The 22,600-nt window shown below is 65.8% G+C and carries 21 protein-coding genes and 1 riboswitch; of the genes, 2 read left to right on the forward strand and 19 right to left on the reverse strand.

Going from position 1 to position 22,600, the window contains the following annotated elements:
• Window positions 1–124: 124 nt before the first annotated feature.
• From AC1DHL_RS12910 to AC1DHL_RS12980, 15 genes are all read right to left on the reverse strand, one after another.
• Complete coding sequence (locus tag AC1DHL_RS12910; protein WP_478162212.1) at window positions 125–760, reverse strand: DsbA family protein; 636 nt, start codon at window positions 758–760, stop codon at window positions 125–127.
• The gene (locus AC1DHL_RS12915) at window positions 757–1,011 is read right to left on the reverse strand and encodes a DUF1289 domain-containing protein (RefSeq protein WP_478162213.1); all 255 of its coding nucleotides are present in this window, start codon (window positions 1,009–1,011) and stop codon (window positions 757–759) included. Before AC1DHL_RS12915 ends, AC1DHL_RS12910 begins: the two co-directional genes overlap by 4 nt.
• Window positions 1,008–1,496: a YbaK/EbsC family protein gene (locus AC1DHL_RS12920; RefSeq protein WP_478104753.1), complete on the reverse strand. Its 489-nt coding sequence runs from the start codon at window positions 1,494–1,496 to the stop codon at window positions 1,008–1,010. Before AC1DHL_RS12920 ends, AC1DHL_RS12915 begins: the two co-directional genes overlap by 4 nt.
• Window positions 1,496–2,416 (reverse strand): hydroxymethylglutaryl-CoA lyase, encoded by a 921-nt coding sequence (locus AC1DHL_RS12925; protein WP_478104670.1) that lies wholly within the window; start codon window positions 2,414–2,416, stop codon window positions 1,496–1,498. Before AC1DHL_RS12925 ends, AC1DHL_RS12920 begins: the two co-directional genes overlap by 1 nt.
• A 37-nt stretch (window positions 2,417–2,453) precedes the next feature.
• Window positions 2,454–3,383 (reverse strand): 2-hydroxyacid dehydrogenase, encoded by a 930-nt coding sequence (locus AC1DHL_RS12930; protein ID WP_478104671.1) that lies wholly within the window; start codon window positions 3,381–3,383, stop codon window positions 2,454–2,456.
• A 166-nt stretch (window positions 3,384–3,549) separates the two neighbouring features.
• Window positions 3,550–4,503: a substrate-binding domain-containing protein gene (locus AC1DHL_RS12935; RefSeq protein ID WP_478162214.1), complete on the reverse strand. Its 954-nt coding sequence runs from the start codon at window positions 4,501–4,503 to the stop codon at window positions 3,550–3,552.
• A gap of 33 nt (window positions 4,504–4,536) precedes the next feature.
• Window positions 4,537–5,571 carry an ABC transporter permease gene (locus AC1DHL_RS12940; RefSeq protein ID WP_478162215.1) on the reverse strand — a complete coding sequence of 345 codons (1,035 nt, stop codon included), beginning with the start codon at window positions 5,569–5,571 and terminating at the stop codon, window positions 4,537–4,539.
• Entirely contained in the window at window positions 5,568–7,091 is a 1,524-nt protein-coding gene (locus AC1DHL_RS12945) for a sugar ABC transporter ATP-binding protein (RefSeq protein WP_478104675.1), read from the reverse strand. Before AC1DHL_RS12945 ends, AC1DHL_RS12940 begins: the two co-directional genes overlap by 4 nt.
• A gap of 102 nt (window positions 7,092–7,193) precedes the next feature.
• Window positions 7,194–9,188: an acetyl/propionyl/methylcrotonyl-CoA carboxylase subunit alpha gene (locus tag AC1DHL_RS12950; RefSeq protein WP_478162216.1), complete on the reverse strand. Its 1,995-nt coding sequence runs from the start codon at window positions 9,186–9,188 to the stop codon at window positions 7,194–7,196.
• Window positions 9,189–9,271: 83 nt separating this feature from the next.
• The gene (locus AC1DHL_RS12955; RefSeq protein ID WP_478162217.1) at window positions 9,272–9,970 is read right to left on the reverse strand and encodes a DUF4126 domain-containing protein; all 699 of its coding nucleotides are present in this window, start codon (window positions 9,968–9,970) and stop codon (window positions 9,272–9,274) included.
• 15 nt (window positions 9,971–9,985) lie between these two features.
• Window positions 9,986–10,780, reverse strand: a complete 795-nt coding sequence (locus tag AC1DHL_RS12960) for an enoyl-CoA hydratase/isomerase family protein (RefSeq protein ID WP_478162218.1) — start codon at window positions 10,778–10,780, stop codon at window positions 9,986–9,988.
• A complete protein-coding gene (locus tag AC1DHL_RS12965) occupies window positions 10,777–11,292 on the reverse strand; it encodes a DinB family protein (protein WP_478162219.1) in 516 nt (171 codons plus the stop codon). Before AC1DHL_RS12965 ends, AC1DHL_RS12960 begins: the two co-directional genes overlap by 4 nt.
• Window positions 11,293–11,302: 10 nt before the next feature.
• A complete protein-coding gene (locus AC1DHL_RS12970) occupies window positions 11,303–12,919 on the reverse strand; it encodes a carboxyl transferase domain-containing protein (protein WP_478162220.1) in 1,617 nt (538 codons plus the stop codon).
• Window positions 12,916–14,619, reverse strand: a complete 1,704-nt coding sequence (locus AC1DHL_RS12975; RefSeq protein ID WP_478162221.1) for an AMP-binding protein — start codon at window positions 14,617–14,619, stop codon at window positions 12,916–12,918. Before AC1DHL_RS12975 ends, AC1DHL_RS12970 begins: the two co-directional genes overlap by 4 nt.
• Before the next feature lie 10 nt (window positions 14,620–14,629).
• The gene (locus tag AC1DHL_RS12980) at window positions 14,630–15,802 is read right to left on the reverse strand and encodes an isovaleryl-CoA dehydrogenase (RefSeq protein WP_478104687.1); all 1,173 of its coding nucleotides are present in this window, start codon (window positions 15,800–15,802) and stop codon (window positions 14,630–14,632) included.
• Window positions 15,803–15,930: 128 nt separating this feature from the next.
• On the opposite strand from AC1DHL_RS12980, the gene AC1DHL_RS12985 reads away from it, so the two are divergent.
• Complete coding sequence (locus tag AC1DHL_RS12985) at window positions 15,931–16,992, forward strand: AraC family transcriptional regulator (RefSeq protein ID WP_478162222.1); 1,062 nt, start codon at window positions 15,931–15,933, stop codon at window positions 16,990–16,992.
• A 140-nt stretch (window positions 16,993–17,132) separates the two neighbouring features.
• Window positions 17,133–17,333: a hypothetical protein gene (locus AC1DHL_RS12990; RefSeq protein ID WP_478162223.1), complete on the forward strand. Its 201-nt coding sequence runs from the start codon at window positions 17,133–17,135 to the stop codon at window positions 17,331–17,333.
• A 54-nt stretch (window positions 17,334–17,387) separates the two neighbouring features.
• Here the strand turns inward: AC1DHL_RS12990 and AC1DHL_RS12995 are convergent, their stop codons facing one another.
• The 4 genes from AC1DHL_RS12995 to AC1DHL_RS13010 form a co-directional block, all read right to left on the reverse strand.
• On the reverse strand, window positions 17,388–18,761 hold the full coding sequence (locus AC1DHL_RS12995; protein WP_478162224.1) for a patatin-like phospholipase family protein: 1,374 nt from the start codon (window positions 18,759–18,761) through the stop codon (window positions 17,388–17,390).
• An 8-nt stretch (window positions 18,762–18,769) separates the two neighbouring features.
• Window positions 18,770–19,462, reverse strand: coding sequence for an HAD family hydrolase (locus AC1DHL_RS13000; RefSeq protein WP_478104692.1), 693 nt, complete (start codon window positions 19,460–19,462; stop codon window positions 18,770–18,772).
• A gap of 33 nt (window positions 19,463–19,495) precedes the next feature.
• Complete coding sequence (thiC, locus tag AC1DHL_RS13005; protein WP_478162225.1) at window positions 19,496–21,382, reverse strand: phosphomethylpyrimidine synthase ThiC; 1,887 nt, start codon at window positions 21,380–21,382, stop codon at window positions 19,496–19,498.
• 81 nt (window positions 21,383–21,463) lie between these two features.
• Window positions 21,464–21,569: riboswitch (TPP riboswitch) on the reverse strand.
• 27 nt (window positions 21,570–21,596) lie between these two features.
• On the reverse strand, window positions 21,597–22,562 hold the full coding sequence (locus AC1DHL_RS13010; protein ID WP_478104696.1) for a VTT domain-containing protein: 966 nt from the start codon (window positions 22,560–22,562) through the stop codon (window positions 21,597–21,599).
• Between the last annotated feature and the right edge of the window lie 38 nt (window positions 22,563–22,600).

The raw sequence follows: 22,600 nt of genomic DNA on the forward strand, positions 1-22,600 counted from the left end.
TTCGCGTTTCAGGCTGTAAAAAAGCTCGCCCCCAGGTTGGCTCACTTCGTGTAGCCGCCCACCCCCTACCGGGGGCAATACCAGCGGCCCGGCCGAGCCGGTTCCGCGGTATTCCTGGCGTGGATTACTTGCGCAGCAGCGAAGGGCGCTGGTCCGCGTTGATCCAATCGGGACCGTCGAACCATGCATTGCCTTCGAGGTAAGAGCGGAGCATCCCGAGGCCGTCGAAGCCCCAGAACAGGCGATCGTCGACTTGGTAGGTCGGCACGCCGAAGACGCCTCGCGCGATGGCCTCGTCGGTGTTCACCTTGAGTTGCGCCTTTACTTCGTCGCTGCCCATGTCGCGCACCTGCTTGAGTTGCGCGGCGAGCGTCGCCAGACGCGCCGCATCGCCGGCCTCCTCGCCGGTGCACCACACATCGCGCAAGATCGTCTCGGCCACATGGCGGTTGATGTCGCCGTCCGTCGTCGTCGAGAGCGCGAGCCGCAGATGCGGCAGCGGGTTGTAGGGATGCGATGCGGGCATCTGCATCGGAATGCCGTTCGCTCGCGCCAGCCACAGGACGTGGCGGTAGGTCCAGGCGCGCTTCGCCGGGATCTCCGCCGGGCCCAGCTGGCCGTGGTGCTTCAGCAGCGCGCCGAGCAGCACCGGCCGGTAGGCCACGCTGTAGCTCACGCCTTCGAGGGCCTGCGGCAACTGCTCGAAGGCGAGGTAAGCATAGGGCGAGAGAAAGTCCAGATGGAAGGTGATGTGCTTCAAGGCTTGTCTCCTGCGGCGACGAGGAACCCGGCCTCCGCGCGCAGCTCGATCGCGCGCCATACCCGGCGCTTCTCGGCATCGTCCATGCGGCTCCATGCGGCGATCTCCGCGATGGTGCGCAGGCAGCCTTCGCAGAATCCGCTGCCGGGGTCCATGCGGCAGATTGAAATGCACGGCGACGGCACGTCGCTCGCCGTTTCGCGCGCGGCGATGGCTCGATGGGCGAGCGACGACGCGGCGTCAGCGGTCACACCACATCCGCGACCGGCGCGCCGGTCAGGCCTTCGAGATCCTGCGGACGCAAGCGCACCACCGCATGCGGATGTCCGGCCGCTGCCCAGATGTCCTCGAAGCGGAAGAGTTCGCGGTCGATCAACATCACCGGCGGGGTGGCATGCGCGAAGGGCGAGACGCCGCCGATCGAGAAACCGGTGCGCGACTTGACGAACTCGGCATCCGCACGGCCGAGCTTGCCGACCAGCGCCTCGACTTTCTTCTCGTCCACGCGCTTGTCGCCCGAAGTCACGACCAGCACCGCGACGTCGTCGGTCTTGCGGCGAAAGACAATGCTCTTCGCGATCTGTCCGACGTCGATGCCCAACGCATCGGCCGCCTGCTGTGCGGTGCGCGCCGCATCGTCGAGCATCTGCGGCGCGTGGGGATGGCCCCTGTCCTGCAGATGGCGTGCGACACGTTGCACGCCATCCGGCAGTGAAGTCAATTCAGCACCACACATCATCCAGCCCTCTTCGCGAGGATGGCCTTCGACGCGCGCGAGTTCGGCGCACGGCCCAGCGCATCGCTGATGTAGACGCCCGCATCGATCAGGCGGTCGAGATCGATGCCCGTCTCGATGCCCATGCCGTGCAGCATGTAGACCACGTCCTCCGTGGCAACGTTGCCCGTCGCGCCCTTCGCATAGGGACAGCCGCCGAGGCCGGCCGACGAAGCGTCGAACTGCCACACGCCCAACTCAAGGCTCGCGAGCGTGTTGCCGAGCGCCTGACCGTAGGTGTCGTGGTAATGCCCAGAGATGTCGTCGACGCTGTAGTGCTTCAACGTCGCCTCCAGCGCCCGCTGCACCTTGAGCGGTGTGCCCACGCCGATGGTGTCGGCCACGCCGATGTGCTGCACACCGATCCCCTTCATGAGCCCGGCGAGCATCTCCACGCGCGACGGCGCGATCTCGCCCTCATAGGGGCAGCCGACCGAGCACGACATCGACCCGCGCACGTAGATGCCGTTGGCACGCGCCGCCTCGACCACCGGCCGGAAGCGCTCGATGCTCTCGGCGATGGAGCAGTTGATGTTGCGCTGGCTGAAGGCCTCGCTCGCGGCGCCGAACACCACGATCTCGTCGGGCCACTCCTCTCGCGGCGCGGCGATGGCCGCCTCGAAGCCTTTCAGGTTGGGTGTCAGCACCGAATAGCGCACGCCGGCCTTGCGCTGGATGCCATGCATGACCTCGGCGTTGTCCGCCATCTGCGGCACCCACTTGGGCGATACGAAGCTGGTGACCTCGATGTCCTTCAGCCCCGCGTCCTGCAGGCGATGGACGAGGCCGATCTTGATCTCGGCCGGCACGGGCTGCTTCTCGTTCTGGAGGCCGTCGCGCGGGCCGACGTCGACGATCTTGACTCGGGTGGGGAGTTTCATGGCAGTTGTCTTTGGATCTCTAAAAGGCAAGGGCGAGTCAGTATCCGCGTTGGACATCGACCACGCCGGCAACAGGCTCTCCGCGCTCGATCGCCCGGATCTTTCCGGCGATCTGCGTGATCGAGGCTTCGCGCTCGGTGCGCGCGGAACAGTGCGGCGTCACCGTGATCTTCGGGTGCCGCGAGAAGGGATGGTCGGCGGCCAGTGGCTCGACTTCGAACACGTCGAGCGTCGCGCCTGCGAGTTGCCCGCTGTCGATCAACGGAATCAGGTCGGCTTCCACCAGATGCCCGCCGCGCGCCACGTTGATCACATAGCCGCCAGGCTGGCCGCCGTTGAGCTTCGACAGCGTCTCGCGATTCAGGATGCCTCGCGTCGCAGCCGTCAGGGGCAGCAGGTTCACCAGCACGCGGCTCGCGCCCAGGAAGTCATCGAAAGCCTCCTCGCCGGCAAAACAGCGAATACCGTCGATGTCCTTGGCGGAACGGCTCCACCCATTGACCGGGAACTCGAACTGCGCGACAGCCTTGCCAACACGCTCGCCCAGCACGCCGAGCCCCATGATCCCGACCGCGAAATCCTTGCGCTCGCGCGGCTTGCGGTAGCTCCATCGCCCCGCGCGCGACTCGGCCTCATAGGCGTCGAATTCGCGGAAGTGCCGGATCAACGCATGACAGACGTACTCCGCCATCTGCACCGACATCCCCGCATCGTCGAGCCGCACCACCTGCGTCTGTGGCGGCACCTTGAGCTTGAGCAGCGCGTCCACGCCCGCGCCGATGTTGAACAGCCCCCGCAACCCCGGCTGGTCATCCAGCAGCGCCTGCGGCGGCGCCCAGACCACCGCGTGATCGGCAGGCGCCGCCCCCGGCGCCCAGTTCTCGACTTCCGCCCCCGGCAAGGCGGCACGAAGTCCATCGATCCACGGTTCAGGCCGGTTGTCGGTCAAGCTAACGATGATTCGCATAAGTCAAAAATGGAATTCAGAACACGGCGACAAAGTGCTCCCATTGTCCCGCCTGCAGCCGCCCCTCTTCCCCTTCGTGAAACACCGCGGAACCGGCTCCGCCGGGCCGCCGGTGTTGCCCCCTGCAAGGGGGTGGGCGGCTACACGAAGTGAGCCAACCTGGGGGTTAGTCATAAAGTACGGCAGCGATCTTCGGATCGCCGATGTTCGTCTTGTCGTACCAGAAGAACCCCGTATCAACCACCTTCGGCACCGGCTCGCCCTTGATCGCCTTCACGGCCATCTCCACGGTCTTGTAGCCCATGCCCACAGGGTTCTGCGTGATGGCGCCGGCCATGCTGCCGTCGAGGATCGCGTTCTTCTGCTGCTTGCCGGAGTCGTAGCCGACGATCACGACCTTGCCGTTGCGCTTCATCTCCTTCACGCCGTTGACCACGCCGATGGCCGACCCCTCGTTGGCGCCGAAGATGCCCTTGAGGTTCGGGTAGGCCTGCAGGATCGACTTGGTGATCTCGGTCGACTTCAGCTGATCGCCGCCGCCGTATTGCACGCTCACGATCTTGATGTTCGGGTAGTTCGACTTCATGCGGTTCACGAAGCCGTCGCGCCGGTCGATGCCGGTGCGGCTGGTCTGGTCGTGCACCACGAGCGCCACTTCGCCGGACTTGCCGATCAGGTCGGCCATCTTGTCGGCGGCGAGCGCCGCAGCGGCCTTGTTGTCGGTCGCGGTGGTCGTCAGGGGGATGTCGCTGTCCACGCCCGAGTCGAAGGCGATGACCGGGATCTTCGCCGCCTGCGCCTTCTTCAGCAGCGGAATGGCGGCCTGGCTGTCGAGTGCGGCGAAGCCGATGGCCTGCGGTTTCTTGGCCAGCGCGGCGGCGAGCATGTCGATCTGCTTGTCGACCATCGACTCCGACTCGGGCCCCTCGAAACTGATCTTCACCTTCAGGTCCTTCGCGGCCTGCTCGGCGCCCGACTTCACGGCCTGCCAGAACTGATGCTGGAAGCCCTTGGACACCAGCGGGATGTAGATCTCCTGCGACTGCTGCGCATTGGCAAGACCCGACAGGCCGATGAGGGCCGCGCCGAGGGTGGTCGTGACTGCTCTTCTCTGGATCATGCGAAGTCTCCTGTGGTTGTGAAATCGAATCGACTACTGCTTGCTGGCGCTGCGACGGCGCAGGATATCTGCATACACGGCGAGGATGATGATCACGCCGGTCACCACGGTCTGCCACTCCTGCGCGACCGAGAGGATGCGCAGGCCGTTGGTCAGCACGCTCATGATGAAGGCGCCGATGATCGTGCCGACGATCGTCCCGGTGCCGCCGCTGAGAGAGGTGCCGCCGATGACCACCGCCGCAATGGCATCCAGTTCGTAGCCCTGCCCCAACGCAGGCTGCGCGGAATTCAGGCGCGACGCGATCAGCAGACCCGCAATGCCGCAGATGCCACCGCTGACCGTGTAGACCAGGATCTTCCAGAAATCAGTGTTGACACCCGACAGGCGCACCGCCTCTTCGTTGCTGCCAAGCGCGAAGGTGTAGCGCCCCAGGATGGTCTTGTTGAGCACGATGCTCGCAACCACGGCCACGAGAAAGAGGATCAGCACCGCATTCGGAATCGGCAGCGCCGGAATGAAATAGCCGATCAGCGAGTCCTGCGAGATCGCCGTGAAGTCCGGTGTGTCGTTGAAGTAGATCGGCTTGGTGCCCGAGATCACGAGCGACAGCCCCTTGAGCAGCATCATCATGCCCAGCGTCGCGATGAAGGGCGGGATCTTGAGCTTGGCAATCAGCATGCCCGAAACGAATCCGGACAACGCGCCGAAGAAGATCGCCGCCGCGATGCCGAGCGCGAGCGGCATGCCCATGTAGGTGAGCACCACGCCGGCCATCACGGCGCAGAAGGTCATCAGCGTGCCCACCGAGAGGTCGATGCCCGCGGTGATGATGACGAAGGTGCAGGCAATGGCCAGCACGCCGTTCACCGCGGTCGATTGCAGGATGCCCACCAGGTTGTCGGTTTGCAGGAACTGCGACGACGCGAGGCTGAAGAACACCATCAACGCGATCAGGCTGGCAAAGGCGAGTAGCTTCTGTCGCGTGGCCGGACGAAAGAGCCGCGCCTTCAGCGAGAAGCCCGGTGCGGCGGCAGTGCTGGTGCTGCCGGCGGTAGGTATCGTCAAGGCGCATCTCCGGTCGTTGCGGCTTCGCGCCGGGTGGCGAGCTGCATGATCTTTTCCTGCGAGGCCTCGCGGCCGGCGAGCTCGCCGGTGATGCGGCCTTCGCACATCACGAGCACCCGGTGGCTCACGCGCAAGATCTCGGGCAGCTCCGAAGAGATCATGACGATCGCCTTTCCGCGCGCGGCCAGCGCATTCAGCAGGCGATAGATTTCTGCCTTGGCACCGACATCGATGCCGCGCGTGGGCTCGTCGAAGAAGAGCACGCTGCAGTCGCGCAACAGCCATTTGGCGATCACGATCTTCTGCTGGTTGCCGCCCGACAGCAGCCGCACCGGCTGGCGTACCGAGGGCGTCTTGATGTTGAGCTGCTTGACGTAGCTTTCGCCGGCGGCCTCGATGGCGGCCTGGTCGATGAAGACCCCCATCGACAGGAATCGCTTCATGCTCGGCAGCGCGATGTTGGTTTCCACGTCCATGCCGGTGGCGAGACCGAAATGCTTGCGGTCTTCGGAGAGATAGCCGATGCCGTGCGACACGGCGTCCTCCGGCGACTTGATCGACACCTTCCGGCCTTGCAGCCAGATCTCGCCCGAGTCGACGGTGTCGGCACCAAACACCGCGCGCGCCAGTTCGGTGCGGCCCGCGCCCATGAGGCCGGCGAAACCCAGGATCTCGCCCTTGCGCAGCACGAAGCTGGCATCGCGCACCATCGCGCCACGGTTGATGCCTCTGGCCTCGAGCACGATCTCGTTGCGCGATGTGTCCGGGAAATCGTTCTCGACTTCGGCAAGCTGGCGTCCCACCATCATGGCGATGAGCGAGTCCATCGCCGTGTCGGCCATCGGCACCGTGGCGATGTACTGGCCGTCGCGCATCACGGTCACGCGGTCGGCGATGCGCTTGAACTCGTCCATCTTGTGCGAGATGTAGACGATCGCCACGCCCTGCGATTTCAGCTGGCCGATGATGCGAAACAGGTCGGCCACTTCCTCGTTGTTCAACGCGGCGGTGGGCTCGTCCATGATGAGCACGCGCGAGTTGTGCGAGAGCGCCTTCGCAATCTCGACCATCTGCTGCTTGGCCACCGTGAGTTCGCCCACGGGCGTGTCCGGGTCGAGCCGCAGGTTCATGCGCTCGAAGATGCGCCGCGCCTCGACGCGCATCGCCTGCTCGTCGATGAAGACACCGAAGCGCCTGCGCGGCTCGCGGCCGATGAAGATGTTCTGTGCGGCGCTCAGATGGTTCATCAGGTTCAGCTCCTGATGAATGATCCCGATGCCCAGGGCCTGCGCAGCGCGCGGGCTCTCGATGTCGACGGGCTGGCCGTCGAAGGTCACCTCGCCGGCGTCCTTGCGGTAGACGCCCGCGAGCACCTTCATCAAGGTGGACTTGCCCGCGCCGTTCTCGCCCATCAGCGCATGCACCTCGCCGGGCAGCAGGTCGAACTGCGCCCTGTCGAGCGCACGCACGCCGGCGAAGGATTTGGTCAGATCACGGATGGTGACGATGGGTTGCGGCATACGATCTCAACCGGTCGTCCGACGACTCTGCCATAGGCCCGAATTGGCCTGACCAGAACAAACCCTTGCTGATCTGCCACCGGGGAATCCGTGCGCCTTGCCTCAGGCGGCGAGAGTCAGCAGCTCCGCGCCTTCGGCGACCTGGTCGCCGGGTGCGTAGAGCAGTTCCTGGACCGTGCCATCGGCGGGCGCGGCGATCGTGTGCTCCATCTTCATGGCCTCCATGACGGCGAGCGGCTGGCCGCGCGTCACCTTGTCGCCAGCCTTGACGGCGAAGGAGACGACCTTGCCGGGCATCGGCGCGGTGAGGCGGCCGCCTTCGGCATGCGTCTCGCCCGCATGCGCCAGTCGATCGACGGCTGTGATGCGTGTCGCGCCGTCCGCCGCGAAGACGTACGCGGTCGATTCGTCTTCATAGACGTTCAACGTGTGGCGGTGGCCGGCGAATTGCAGTTCGATCTCGCCCGAAGGGAAGCTGCCGATTTCGAGGAGTCCCGACACGTCGCCGACGCGCAGCGACAGCGCGCCGTCGTGCAGATAGCGCAACTCGGCGCTCTGCGTTTCGCCGCGGAACTCGAATTCGAAGGGTCGCACCGCGACGCCGTGCAACTGCCAGCCGTCGCGGCGGCTGAACGGATCGGCGGTCGCGGTCGCGGATTCGGCCAGCAACGTGCGCGCGATCGACGCAGCGGCAGCGAGCGGGAGTCCCAGCGGCTCCTGGTCGAAAAGCACCGCGCGCTCGCGTTCGATCAGTGCCGTATCGAGCCTCGCGTTCGCGAATGAATCGGTGCGCAGGATGCCGCGCAGGAACTGCACGTTGGTCGCAACGCCCACGATGTGCGTCTGCGCCAGCGCGAGGTCGAGCCGCGCGAGCGCCTCGTCGCGCGTAGCGCCATGCACGATGAGCTTAGCGATCATCGAATCGTAGAAGGGCGAGATCACGCCGCCTTCGCGCACGCCGTCATCGATGCGCACCCGGCTGCGCTGGAACGCCGTGGCCTGCGGCTTGCGGTAGACGTGAAGCGTGCCGGTGGCGGGCAGGAAGTTGTTGTCCGGGTTCTCGGCGCAGATGCGCGCTTCGATGGCATGGCCGTGGATCTGAAGTTGGTCCTGCTTCAATGGCAATGCTTCACCCGAAGCCACGCGGAGTTGCCATTCAACGAGGTCGAGCCCGGTGATCGCTTCCGTCACCGGATGCTCCACCTGCAGCCGCGTGTTCATCTCCATGAAGAAGAAATTCATCTCCCCTTCGCCGCGCTGCTCGACGATGAATTCCACCGTGCCAGCGCCCACGTAGCTCACGGCACGCGCCGCAGCCACGGCCGCCTCGCCCATCTGCTTGCGCATCGCCTCGGTCATTCCCGGCGCAGGCGCTTCTTCCAGCACCTTCTGGTGGCGACGCTGCACCGAGCAATCGCGCTCGAACAGGTAGACGTAGTTGCCTTTCGTATCGCCGAAGACCTGGATCTCGATGTGACGCGGACGCTGCACGTATTTTTCGATCAGCACCGCGTCATCGCCGAAGCTGTTGATCGCCTCCCGCTGGCACGACGCCAGCGCCGCCGCGAAGTCTCCGGCTTTCTCGACCACGCGCATGCCCTTGCCGCCACCGCCCGCGCTGGCCTTGATGAGCACGGGGTAGCCGATGCGATCGGCTTCGCGCTGCAGCAGCGCCGGATTCTGATCGCTGCCGTGATAGCCCGGGACCAGCGGCACGCGGGCCTTTTCCATCAGTTGCTTGGACTCGGCCTTCAGGCCCATCGCCTTGATGGCTGAAGGCGGAGGGCCGATGAAGACTAGTCCGGCATCGGCGCAGGCCTGTGCGAACTCTTCGTTCTCGCTCAGAAAGCCATAGCCGGGATGCACTGCCTCGGCGCCCGTGGCCTTGGCGGCTTCGAGGATCTTTTCCCAGCGCAGGTAGCTGTCCTTGGGTGCGCTGCCGCCGAGGTGGACCGATTCGTCGCAGGCGCGCACATGGTTGGCATGCGCGTCGGCGTCGGAATAGACGGCCACCGTGCGGATCGCCATGCGGCGGGCCGTCGCCGCAACTCTGCATGCGATTTCACCGCGGTTGGCGATCAGGATCTTCTTAAACATGGTGCGTCTCCGCGGTGAAATCGCCTCGGCACGCTGCGCGTGCCATGCGATGTGGCTTCGCCGCTGCGCCGCTTCGCGGCTGGTCACCGCGGTTGGCGATCAGGATCTTCTTGAACATTCGATGAGTCTCCGGGAGGATTCTTCTTGAGTTGGAACGCGGGCACCACGCCCGGATCGGCACGGCCGCTGAAGATGCGGGCCACGCGGCTGAAAAGGGATTTGAGGAAGCGCCAGCTCTTTCGGATCAGCCAGACGCTGAGCACGAGCACGGCGATGAAGAGCACGCCGAACACCAGGGGATGAGCCACCGCCAGCCACAGCGCTGCGGGCACCATGCCGTCCTCGACCAGCGAGGCGCCGACATTGGTGAAGGGTTCCGGCGAAGTGTTGATGGCGGCGCGCGTCGTCGCCTTGGCCGCATGCGCGGTGGCCGCAAAGCCACCGCCAAGCAGCGCCGCGACCAGCGCCATCACCGTATGGTCCGCGCCGAAAACGCCGGCTGCCAGCGCGGCGCCGGCCGGGATGCGGATCGCCGTGTGAACCATGTCCCAGATCGAATCGAGCCCGGGAATCTTGTCGGCGAAGAATTCGACGAACACCATGAACCCGCTCGCCGCGATGACGACCGGATGCGCCAGCAACTGCAGCCCTTGCGGCAGCGGCAGCCAGCCGAGGTAGCCGGCAAGCCCTGTCAGCAGCACGACCAGGTAGAGCCGCACACCGCTGGCCCAGCCTAATGCGGCGGCAAGCGCCAGCAGTTGGGGCATGTCAAGGGTGTCCATCTTGCGTGGCCTGTTTCAGCCGACGAGCCAGGAGGGCTTGCGCTTCTGCAGGAAGGCCTGGACACCTTCGCGGCCTTCGTCGCTGGCGCGGATGTCGGCAATGCCCTGCACAGTCCTGGCGATCAGTGCATCGTCGATCTCTCGGCCCGCAACATCGGCGATCAGCGTCTTGCAAGCACGCACCGCCGCCGGGCTGGCGCTGGTGAGCGCCTTGACGATCTCCGCTACCTTGGCGTCGAGCGCATCGACGGCGACCACCTCGTGCACGAAGCCGATGCGATGCGCTTCTGTAGCGGTAAAACGCTCGGCCGTCAGGAACCAGCGCTGCGCGGCGCGCGTGCCCATCGCGCGCAGCACATAGGGGCTGATGGTCGCGGGGATCAGCCCGATCTTGACTTCGCTGAGGCAATACCAGGCCGTGTCGACGCTGACCGCGATGTCGCACGCGGCGACCAGGCCCATGCCGCCCGCATAGACATCGCCTTGCACGCGCGCGATCACCGGCTTCGGGCTCTCGTGGATCGTGCGCAGCATCGCCGCAAGACCGGCCGCGTCGGTCGTGTTTTCCTCGTGCGTGAAATCGGCCGCGCGGCGCATCCAGTTGAGATTCGCACCGGCGCAGAACGCGGGCCCGTTGGCGCCGAGCACGATCACTCGCACGTCGGGCGCCGCGCTCGCCTGCGCAAAGGCAACGCCGAGTTCGCGGATGACGACGTCGTCGAAGGCATTGCGCAACTCGGGCCGGTTGAGCCAGATGCGCGCGACGGCGCCTTCGATGGCGAGTTCGAGGGTGGTGAACGATGTGCTCATGATGGGGAACGAGCTTCCTGTTGCAGCAGATAAACCCAGTCCAGCTCCGGTCCGGGATGGACCATTGCCGTCAGCGCGGCCGTCAACTGGCCGCGATGGTGGGTTGCGTGGTTGAAGACATGGCCGAGTGCCGGTGCGAAGGGAATTTGCACCTGCTCACCGTTGTTTCGGGTGTACGCCAACTCGCCGTCGAAGCGGTCCGGCGCCAGCGTTGCGAGCCATGGGCTCCAACGCGTCACGGCCTCGCCGAGTTGCTTGCAGACTTCGGCGCGATCGGTGTGCAATTCGGTGTCGAGCGCGACGCGCAGCGACTTTCCCTCGGCGAAGCGGGAGAACCAGATGTTGTCGGTCAGCAGCAAATGATTGACGGTGCGATGCACGGAGCGAAAGAACAGCCCGCAGTCCCGATACCAGTCGTCGTCGGACAGGCCGTGGAGATTCGTCCCGATCAGCCTCTGGGTAGCCCAGACGTGATATCGCCCCAGGCTTGCGAAGTAGTTCGGCAGCGTCATGGTCGTTACCTCACATGCGGAAGATGCCGAACTTCGGCTCGGGGATCGGCGCGTTGCGCGCGGCGGCCAGGCCCAGCGCCAGCACGCGGCGCGTGTCGGCCGGGTCGATGATGCCGTCGTCCCACAGTCGCGCGGTCGCGTAGTAGGGATGGCCCTGGGCCTCGTACTGGTTGCGGATTGGCGCCTTGAAGGCCTCTTCTTCCTCGGCGCTCCACTGCCCGCCCTTGCCCTCGATGCCGTCGCGCTTGACAGTGGCGAGCACGCTCGCGGCCTGCTCGCCGCCCATCACGCTGATGCGCGCGTTGGGCCACATCCAGAGAAAGCGCGGCGAGTAGGCCCGGCCGCACATGCCGTAGTTGCCCGCGCCGAAGCTGCCGCCGATGATGATGGTGAACTTCGGCACGCTGGCCGTGGCCACGGCCGTCACCATCTTGGCGCCGTGGCGCGCAATGCCTTCGTTCTCGTACTTGCGGCCCACCATGAAGCCGGTGATGTTCTGCAGGAACACGAGCGGGATCTTGCGCTGGCAGCACAGCTCGATGAAGTGCGCGCCCTTCTGTGCCGATTCGGAGAACAAGATGCCGTTGTTGGCCACGATGCCCACCGGCATGCCCTCGATCTCGGCGAAGCCGCAGACCAGCGTGCTGCCGAAGCGAGACTTGAACTCGTGGAACTCGCTGCCGTCGACGATGCGCGCGATGATCTCGCGCACGTCGAAGGGCTTGCGTGTGTCGACCGGGATGACGCCGTAGAGCTCTTCGGTCGCGAATGCGGGCGGCCGCGGCGTTCCGCTTGCAGAGGCCTTCGCGTCGTTGGCACGAGCGCCTGCGTTGAGATTCGCGACCGCCGTGCGTGCCAGCGCCAGGGCGTGCAGGTCGTTCTGCGCCAGATGATCAGCCACGCCCGACAGCCGCGTGTGCACATCGCCACCGCCGAGGTCTTCTGCCGTGACGACTTCGCCCGTCGCGGCCTTCACGAGCGGCGGGCCGCCCAAGAAGATCGTGCCCTGGTTCTTGACGATGATGCTTTCGTCGCTCATCGCCGGCACATAGGCACCGCCTGCCGTGCAGGAGCCCATCACCACCGCAATCTGCGCGATGCCCTGCGCGCTCATGTTCGCCTGGTTGTAGAAGATGCGGCCGAAGTGATCGCGGTCCGGAAAGACCTCGTCCTGGTTCGGCAGGTTGGCGCCGCCCGAGTCGACGAGGTAGATGCAGGGCAGGCGGTTCTGCTCGGCGATCTCCTGCGCGCGCAGGTGCTTCTTGACGGTCATCGGGTAGTAGGTGCCGCCCTTCACCGTCGCGTCGTTGCACACGATCATGCAGTCGACGCCGCTGACGCGGCCGATGCCGGCGATGAGGCCCGCACCGGGCGCCGCGCCGTGGTACATCGCGTGCGCCGCGAGCGGCGCCACTTCGAGAAAAGGCGTGCCGGGGTCGAGCAGTTGCGCGACGCGATCGCGCGGCAGCAATTTGCCGCGCGCCGTGTGCTTGTTGCGTGCGGCCTCGCCGCCGCCGGCTTCGACCTTGGCGAACTGTTCGCGCAGGTCATCGACCAGCGCGCGCATGGCCGTTGCATTGGCCTGGAAGTCGGTCGAGCGCGCGTTGAGTTTCGTATCCAGCTTCATGCAGTCTTGTCCTCATCCAAGCCCAGGCGGCTCTTCATCGCGTCGCGAATCTTGAATTTCTGAATCTTGCCGGTGACGGTCATCGGGAACTCGGTGACGAATTCGATGTACCTCGGCACCTTGTAGTGCGCGATCTGACCTTTGCAGAAGTCGCGGATCTCGTCGGCATTCACGGTCTGCCCCGGCTTGGCGATGACCCAGGCGCAGAGCTCTTCGCCGTATTTCTTGTCGGGCAGGCCCACCACCTGCACGTCCTGCACCTTCGGATGGCGGTAGAGGAACTCCTCGATCTCGCGCGGGTAGATGTTCTCGCCGCCACGAATCACGAGATCCTTGATGCGGCCGACGATGTTGACGTAGCCCTCGGCATCCATCGTGGCGAGGTCGCCGGTGTGCATCCAGCCTTCGCTGTCGATGGCTTCGCGCGTCTTCTCTTCGTCTTCCCAGTAGCCGTGCATGACCGAGTAGCCGCGCGTGCAGAACTCGCCCGACTGGCCGCGCTCGACGAGCTCGCCCGTGGCGGGGTCGATGATCTTGATTTCGAGATGCGGCTGCACCGTGCCCACGGTCGACACGCGCTTTTCGAGCGGCGTGTCGGTCGAGCTCTGGCAGCTCACCGGGCTCGTCTCGGTCATGCCGTAGGCGATCGTGATTTCGCGCAGGTGCATCTGCTCGACCACGCGCTTCATGACTTCGGTCGGGCACGGCGAGCCGGCCATGATGCCGGTGCGCAGTGTCGAGAAGTCGAACTCCTTGAAACGGGGATGGTCCAGTTCCGCGATGAACATCGTGGGCACGCCATGCACGCCGGTGCACTTCTCGTCTTGCACCGTCTGCATCACGGTCAGCGGGTCGAAGCCGTCATTCGGATAGACGATGGTCGAGCCGTGCGTGATGCACGCCAGATTGCCCAGCACCATGCCGAAGCAGTGATAGAGCGGCACCGGGATGCACAAGCGGTCGGCCGGCGAGAGCTTCATGCATTCGCCGATGAAGAAGCCGTTGTTCAGGATGTTGCGGTGCGTCAGCGTCGCGCCCTTGGGGAAGCCCGTGGTGCCGCTGGTGAACTGGATGTTGATCGGGTCGGTCGCCTTCAATGTCTTCGCGACAGTGGCGACCTGCGGGTCGTCGGCCGATCCACTGGCCAGCAAGGCAGAGAAGCGCAGCAGCCCCGGCAGCTCGCCGCTATCGGCCTCGGAGTCGATCCACGCCACCGTGCGCAGATGCGGCAGGCGCGCGGCATTCAAGGCACCAGGCTTGGCGCTCGCGAGTTCGGGCGCCAGTTCGCGCAACATCCCGACGTAGTCGCTGGTCTTGAAGGTCTTCATCGTGACCAGCGCCTTGCACGCCACCTTGTTGAGCGCGTATTCGAGCTCCGAGGTGCGATAGGCCGGATTGATGTTGACCAGGATGATCCCGACCTTCGCCGTGGCAAGCTGCATCAGCACCCAGGGCGCGTTGTTGTGCGACCAGATGCCGACGCGATCGCCGGACGCCAGGCCCAGCTTCAGCAAGGCGCTGGCGAGCCGGTTGGCTTCGCGCTGCAGTTCGAGGTAGCTGTAGCGCTTTTTCTCGTGGGCGCTGACCAGCGCTTCGCGGTTGCCCTGTCGCGCGGCCATGTCATCGAAGAAGTCGCCGATGGTCTGCTCGATCAGCGGGATGTCGGTGGCGCCTTGCGCCATGCTGCGCGTCAGGGTCATGGCAGCTCCTTCAGGCTGTTTCCGAAAACAACTCGCGGCCGATCAGCATGCGCCGGATTTCCGACGTTCCCGCGCCGATCTCGTAGAGCTTGGCATCGCGCCACAAGCGCTCGACCGGAAAGTCCTTGGTGTAGCCGACACCGCCGAGCGCCTGGATCGCCTCGCCGGCCATCCACGTGGCCTTCTCCGCCGAGTAGAGGATGGCGCCGGCCGCGTCCTTGCGGAAGGTGCGCGCGTGGTCGTTGCGGTCGCAGGCCTTGCCGACCGCGTAGACGTAGGCGCGCGTGGCCTGCCAGGTCGAATACATGTCGGCGAGCTTGCCCTGCATCAGCTGGAATTCGCCGATGCTCTGGCCGAACTGCTTGCGCTCGTGGACGAAGGGCAGCACGGCATCCATGCAGGCCGCCATGATGCCCAGCGGGCCGCCGGAGAGCACGGCACGCTCGTAGTCGAGCCCGCTCATCAGCACCTTGGCGCCCTGGCCTTCGCCGCCCAGCACGTTTTCCTCGGGCACTTCGCAGTTGTCGAAGAACAGCGGGAAGGTGTTGGAGCCGCGCATGCCGAGCTTGTCGAGCTTGGTGCCGGCCGAGAAGCCCTTGAAGCCCTTCTCGACGATGAAGGCCGTCATGCCGCGCGCGCCCATCTCGGGCTCGGTCTTGGCGTAGATCACCAGCGTGTCGGCGTCGCCGCCGTTGGTGATCCACATCTTGCCGCCGTTGAGCACGTAGCGATCGCCCTTTTTCTCGGCGCGCAGCTTCATGCTGACGACATCGGAGCCCGCGTTGGGCTCGCTCATGGCCAGCGCGCCCACGTGTTCGCCGCTCACCAGCTTGGGCAGGTATTTTTTCTTCTGCGTGTCGCTGCCGTTGCGGTGGATCTGGTTGACGCACAGGTTGGAATGCGCGCCGTACGAAAGGCCCACCGAGGCGGAGGCCCGCGAGACTTCTTCCATCGCCACGATGTGCGCGAGGTAGCCGAGTTCGGTGCCGCCGTATTCCTCTTTCACCGTCATGCCGTGCAGGCCGAGGTCGCCGAGCTTCTTCCAGAGATCGTGCGGGAACAGGTTGTCGCGATCGATGTCCGCGGCGCGCGGCGCGATTTCCTCGGCGGAAAAGTGCTGGATGGCGTCGCGCAGGGAATCGATGGTTTCGCCCAGGTCGAAGTTCAGGCCGGGATCGTGCATGGGTTGTCTCCTCAGAAGCATCAGCCGCGCGAGATGTTTGTGCGCGGAAAAGCCGCAGCTTACGCCGTGTGTCGTTGCAATTGGCGCCACAATGGTTGCAAATCACGCCACCGACTTCGGCCTCTCCCATGTCCTCATCCCCCTTCCGGAACGCTGGCCGTGCGGCCACGCCGATGGCCTTCGTGAGAGCCATTGTGCTGGGCTACGAGCGCTACGGCATGGACCCCGCGGGCGCCTTGGCGGAGGCACAGATTGCGCCGCATGAGGTGGAAAATCCGCAGGCCAGGGTGACGGCGGTGCAGTTCGAGGCGCTCTCCGGCCACGCGATGCAGGAACTCGACGATGAAGCGCTCGGCTGGTTCTCGCGTCGGCTGCCCTGGGGCACCTACGGCATGCTGTGCCGGGCGTCGATCGGGTCGCCCGACCTCGGCGTGGCGATCAAGCGCTGGTGCCGGCACCACCGGTTGCTGACGGAGGACATCACCCTCGACCTCGCCGTGGCCGGCGGCATGGCGACCGTGTCGATCACCGAGCATCGGGCGCTGGGCGTGTTCCGGGAGTTCTGCCTCGTATCCAACCTGCGCTTCCTGCATGGCTACGCCTGCTGGGCCGTCGACTCCCGGGTTTCGTTGAGCTCCGCCTCGTTCTCCTTCGAGGCGCCGCCCCATCGCGATGCCTATCCGCTCATGTTCGGCGGCGAATTGCACTTCGGCGCCGACCGGACGAGCTACAGCTTCGATGCACGCTACCTGGCGCTTCCCCTGCAGCGCGACGAGCGGGCGCTCCGGGTCATGCTGCGGCGCGCCTTGCCGCTCACGGTGCTGCAATACCGCCGCGACCGGCTGCTCGGACAGCGCGTGCGCGAACTCTTGCGAAAGCGGGGCGGCGAAGCCGCCACCGCCGACGCCATCGCCGGCCTGCTGAACCTGTCCAGCCGCACCCTGCACCGGCAGTTGCTGGAGGAAGGCGTGTCGCTGCAGACACTGAAGGACGAGGTCCGGCACGAATTGGCTGCGGAACAGTTGCGCCGCACCGAGCGGCCCATCAAGCAGATCGCGCTCGCAGTGGGATTCCGCAATGAGAAAAGCTTTTCTCGTGCATTCCGGGCGTGGGCTGGTGTCACGCCAGGGGCTTTCAGGCGCCGCGACCTGCCGAACGGAAAGCCGGCGACGCGCGCTGGAAGCCCGTAATTCCGGTATGCGAAAAACATCGGATGCCCGGATGCCAGCCAGAAGTAACGGGATGTCAATCTGTGAACAAATGCTCGCCCGAATCCTCCACGACCCTGCATTTACCGGGAACCCGGCGATGGCGCACCTAGGATGCCCGCATGCAGAACTTTCCCGACACCGACAGCGACGACTTTGCGGACCTCATGGACTTCATCGCGACGTCCGGCCGCACGCGCAACGGTGCCTTCGTGACCGAGAACGCCGAAAAGCTGGCCAATCAGATGTGGGCCGGCCGCGCGCAGGCCATGACCCAATCCCTCGTCGCCGTGGCCAACGCCGCGATGCACGCCAATCGCTGAAGCCTCCTTTTCGCGGAGCCTCGGCCCCTCCCCCTCTTTCTCCGCCCCCGACCTTCAATCGCCGTTGACGCCCAGCGACTGCCTGAGCGCCTGGAAGTCCGGTGAGCGCTGCAGCGCGCTGCGGCCCGCCGCGATCAGCCGGGTGACTTCCTCATCGCTGATCGAGAACGCCGTCGGAATCTGAAGGAGCCGCGATCGCAGTTCGCCGTCGGCGGCATCGCGCAGATTCACCTGCACCACGTGAATCTCGGCATCGGGCGCGAAAGCGTCCGTGCGGTCGGCGCTGCGGACCTTCAGGTCTTCGCGCCATTGGCGAGCGGTGTCGAGCAGGAATTCCTGCGTCTCCAGGGTCGCGCGCGCGCCGGCACCGAACAAGAGCGTGTCGGCGACTTGCCTGACGCCCGGCAGCCTGTCGCTCCGGTCGATGTTGTTGGCGGGATCGCGCGCCGAGTTGACGCTGATGACCACCAATTTGCGCACGCTGCCGGGCGGAATGCCGACTTCCTCGAAGCTCTGGCGCAGTCCGCCTCCGACCAGCGCACGGTCGAGCAGCCTGCGCACGGCCAGGTTGTCCGCGACGCCGCCGTCCACGAGGTGGATGAAGGGACGACTTTCCCCATCGAGGTAGCTGTTCGCCTGCATGCGAAACATTCGGGCCCGATAGTTGCCGCCCGAGCGTGCAGCGAGCCGCGGCACGATACCCCTGTTGCGGCAATCCAGTGCGTAGTTCTTCAGCGTCATCGGGCTCAGCAGGATCGGCACTGCCGACGAGGCCGCGACTGCGAATGACAGCGGAACAGTCTGCAGGTCGGAACAGATCAGCTCGAACTGGTCGGCCGTGAACTCGAAGGGCGTGCCCAGCGACATGTCGGTGGCGGCGATCACGAGTTGCGGATGTCGCGGATTGCGCTCCACGTCGGCGTAGGTCTTGCCCTCGTAGATCTCGTCGAGCCGTCGCGCCAGGAGGTGGGTGCGGCCGTACCACGGCGAGGTGAGGTCGTAGAGGCTGCCGGGGCGCAGCGCTTGCAGGATCAGGCTGTTCTGAAAATTCTGCCGCAGGAAATCCTGCTCGAAATTCGGCAGCTTCTCGGCGCCGAAGGCCGCGTAATAAGCGGCCAGGATGCTGCCGCCCGACACCCCGCTGATGACGTCGGTGGCGTCGAGCAGGTCTGTGTTGCGGCCGTTCCAGTGGAACCTGGTGTTGTGGAGTTCTTCGAGCACCCCATACCCGAAAGCGGCGGCCCGGGCGCCGCCGCCGGACAGGGTGACAGCCACCAGGATGGTCGGATCCCGACCCGTGGCCCCGGCCACGATGCTGCTCGCCGGTGGATTGTCCGGAAGCGGCTCGTTGAGCCATGGCCTCAGCGACGAACAGCCCGCGACACACGCGATGATCAGGAGACCGCAGACTGCGCGCAGACTCCGCATGCGGCGCCTCAGGCTGGCACGGAGCGCCAGTCGGCGAGCAGCGACGGCAACTGCGCCATGTCGGTGAACACATGCGCGACGCCGACCGCGCGCAGCGCCTCCGGCCCGCTGTGGCCGAGATCGCTCGGGCTGTAGCCGAAGACGGTCGCGCCCGCAGCGACGCCCGCCGTGGCCCCGGTCACGGTGTCCTCCACCACGGCACAGCGCGTGGGGTCCACGCCCAGCGCCGCGGAAGCAGCCAGGTAGACGTCGGGCGCCGGCTTGGACCGGGGCGTTTCGTGGCCGCTGAAGATGCGGCCCTTGAAGCAATCGAGGATGCCGATCTTCTCGAGCTGCAGTTCGACCTTGAACCGATCGGCGCCCGATGCGCAGGCAATGCGGCCGTCCATCGCGGCATGCAATGCACGCGCCGCCTGCGCCGCGCCGGGAATCGCGACCAGGTCACGTTCCAGCGCTTCGTTGCGGCGCAGGCGGAAGCCGTCCAGCCAGTCGGGCGTGATCGCAAAGCCGGTCTGCGCCTCGATCAGCGCGGCCTCGTCCTTGACCGCCTTGCCGGTGAAGATCCGCATCGATTCCTCGACGCTCAATGCCCAGCCCAGTTCGCCGAGCATTTCGGCGAGGACGCGGTTGGTGATGGGTTCGGAGTCGACGAGGACGCCGTCACAGTCAAAGAGGACGGCGTCGAAGGGGATGGAATTCATGGGGGGCCATCCTATCAACGAACCCCCGTACGGTCATTCCGCCTTGCTGTGTATCGGTATGTACATCTCGCCGCCCGCGGCCTTGAACTCGGCCGACTTGCCGGCCATCCCGTCTTCCACGGCCCGCGCCTCGTCGATACCCTTCTGCGCCGCATATTCGCGGACTTCCTGGGTGATCTTCATCGAGCAGAATTTGGGGCCGCACATCGAGCAGAAGTGGGCGACCTTGCTGCTGTCCTTCGGCAGCGTCTCGTCGTGGAATTCGCGCGCGGTGTCGGGGTCGAGGCCGAGGTTGAATTGGTCCTGCCAGCGGAAGTCGAAGCGGGCCTGGGAGAGCGCGTCGTCGCGTGCACGCGCGCCCGGATGGCCCTTGGCCACGTCCGCGGCGTGCGCCGCGATCTTGTACGCAATGATCCCCTGCTTCACATCGTCGCGGTCCGGCAGCCCGAGATGCTCCTTGGGCGTGACGTAGCACAGCATCGCGGTGCCGAACCAGCCGATCATCGCGGCACCGATCGCACTGGCGATGTGGTCGTAGCCCGGCGCGATGTCGATGGTCAGCGGGCCGAGCGTGTAGAACGGCGCTTCATGGCAGTGCTTGAGCTGCTCGTCCATGTTGGCCTGGATGAGGTGCATCGGCACGTGGCCCGGGCCTTCGATCATGGTCTGCACGTCGTGCTTCCACGCGATCTGCGTGAGCTCGCCGAGCGTGCGCAGTTCGGCGAACTGGGCTTCGTCGTTCGCATCCGATGCGCATCCCGGGCGCAGGCCGTCGCCGAGCGAGAAGCTCACGTCGTAGGCCTTCATGATGTCGCAGATGTCTTCGAAGTGCGTGTAGAGGAAGCTTTCCTTGTGGTGCGCGATGCACCACTTGGCCATGATCGATCCGCCGCGCGAGACGATGCCGGTACGGCGGTCCGCCGTGAGGTGGATGAAGGGCAGGCGCAACCCCGCATGGATGGTGAAGTAGTCGACACCCTGCTCGGCCTGCTCGATGAGCGTGTCGCGGTAGATCTCCCAGGTGAGGTCTTCGGCGACGCCGCCGACCTTCTCGAGCGCCTGGTAGATGGGCACCGTGCCGATCGGGACCGGGCTGTTGCGCACGATCCAGTCGCGCGTGGTGTGGATGTTGCGGCCGGTGGAAAGGTCCATCACGTTGTCCGCGCCCCAGCGGATGGCCCAGACGAGCTTCTCGACCTCTTCCTCGATGCTGGAGGTCACGGCCGAGTTGCCGATGTTGGCGTTGATCTTGACCTTGAAGTTGCGGCCGATGGCCATCGGCTCGACTTCGGGGTGGTTGATGTTGGCCGGGATGATGGCGCGGCCGCGTGCGACTTCGTCGCGCACGAACTCGGGCGTGATGATCTTCGGGATGCTCGCACCCATCGGGTTGCCGGCCAGGCGCTTTTCGCGCGCGGCGTCGGCGAGATATTCGGCCATCCACTCGCGGCGGCCGTTCTCGCGGAGGGCCACGTATTCCATCTCGGGCGTGACGATGCCGCGGCGTGCGTAGTGCATCTGCGTGACGTTGCCGCCCGCCTTGGCGCGGCGCGGCGTGCGCTGCAGTGCGGCGGCGCCGGCGCGCAGTTCGGCGATGCGCTGTGCATCGCGGTCGGCGTTGGTCGCGCCGTCGTCGAGCGCGAGGTGCAGACGGCCTTCGTAACTTTCGGTGTCGCCGCGTTCGGCGATCCACGCGTCACGCACGCCGGGAAGGCCGCGTCGCACGTCGATGTCGGCGGCTGGATCGGTGTAGGGGCCGGAAGTGTCGTAAAGCGATACGCGCTCGCCGTTGGTGAGCAGCACTTCGCGCACAGGCACGCGCAGATCGGGCCGGCTGCCGGTGATCACGCTCTTGGTCGAAGCAGGAAAGGGCTCACGCGTGAGCGTGAGGAGGGAGGCGAACTTGTCGACGGCATTCATGCGGGGCACTCCTGGTTGTGGGACAACGGGTGCTCCGCGATCGCTCCGGGCGGTATCGGTCCATGGAAGACGGACGGGATACCGTGGAGTCGCAGCTCTTCTTACGCTGGTATGAACCAGATCAAGTTCGCGGGTTCGGCCGCTTGGCCATCTCAGTACGCATCTGCGTGCACCCCGGAGCGGGGACGATTCTAGGCCCAGCCCGGGACGGGGATCAAGCAGGATTGACGACGGCCATCGGCGCATCGGCCAACAGAGCCCCTTCGCCGGACTGCGCTGCCCACGCATCCAGGCCGCCAGTGAGCACGCGCACACGGGTCATTCCGGCGGTCCGCAGCACCCGCGCTGCCGCGATGGCGGAGCCGTCGTCGGGGCAGTCGCAGAAGACGACAAGCTCGCGTCCGTCCGTGAATGCATCGAGCCGCTTCGGAAGCTGCTTGAGCGCAATGCCGAGGGCGCCGGGAATGGCGCGATCGTCGAGCGCGCGTGCCTCGTCGGAACGCACGTCGATCAGCGTGAGCCCCGCGCCCGCCGTCAGCGCCGCGCGCAGCGCCGCGACTTCGATGCGCTCGATGTCATCGGAGCGCAAGGCCATGCGACGTTTCTGATAGCGCCACAGCACGAATGCGGCAAGCAGCAGCGCGCAGATCACCGTCGCCGCTACGCCGATGCTGGAAAGCACCGACAACACATCCTGGATGGCGGCGTGGAACACGCGGCCGATCAGCAGGAAGCCCAGCGTCCAGATCAACGCGGCCACGGTCTCGTAGGACAGGAACCGGGTGTTCGACATCCCCAGCGCACCCGCCATCGGCGGCGCAACCACTGACACCCCCGGCACGAACTTCGCCGCGATCAACGACCAGCCGCCCCAGCGACCGATGATGGATTCGCTTTGCCTGACGCACGAGTCAGGCGACAGCGAAATGCGGCACAACAGCCGCATGACGCGATAGCCCCAGCGCCGCCCGGCGATGAACCAGACGCCATCGCCCAGGATGTTGCCGAGCACTGCAGCCACCGTCACCGCCAGGAAAGAGACCTGCCCGCCGACCGTGAGGCCGCCGGCGACGATCAGGAAAGGCACCGCCGGCACCGGCGCACCCAGGCGCGTCGCCAGGGTGGCGACGAACACCAGGGCGGGGCCCTGACTGGCGAGGAGCGCGACGAATTCGTTCATGGCGGGAATATGGCGTTGATCTCAATCGATGGCGGGCC

It is taken from the genome of Variovorax sp. 10L426 (assembly GCF_056395305.1).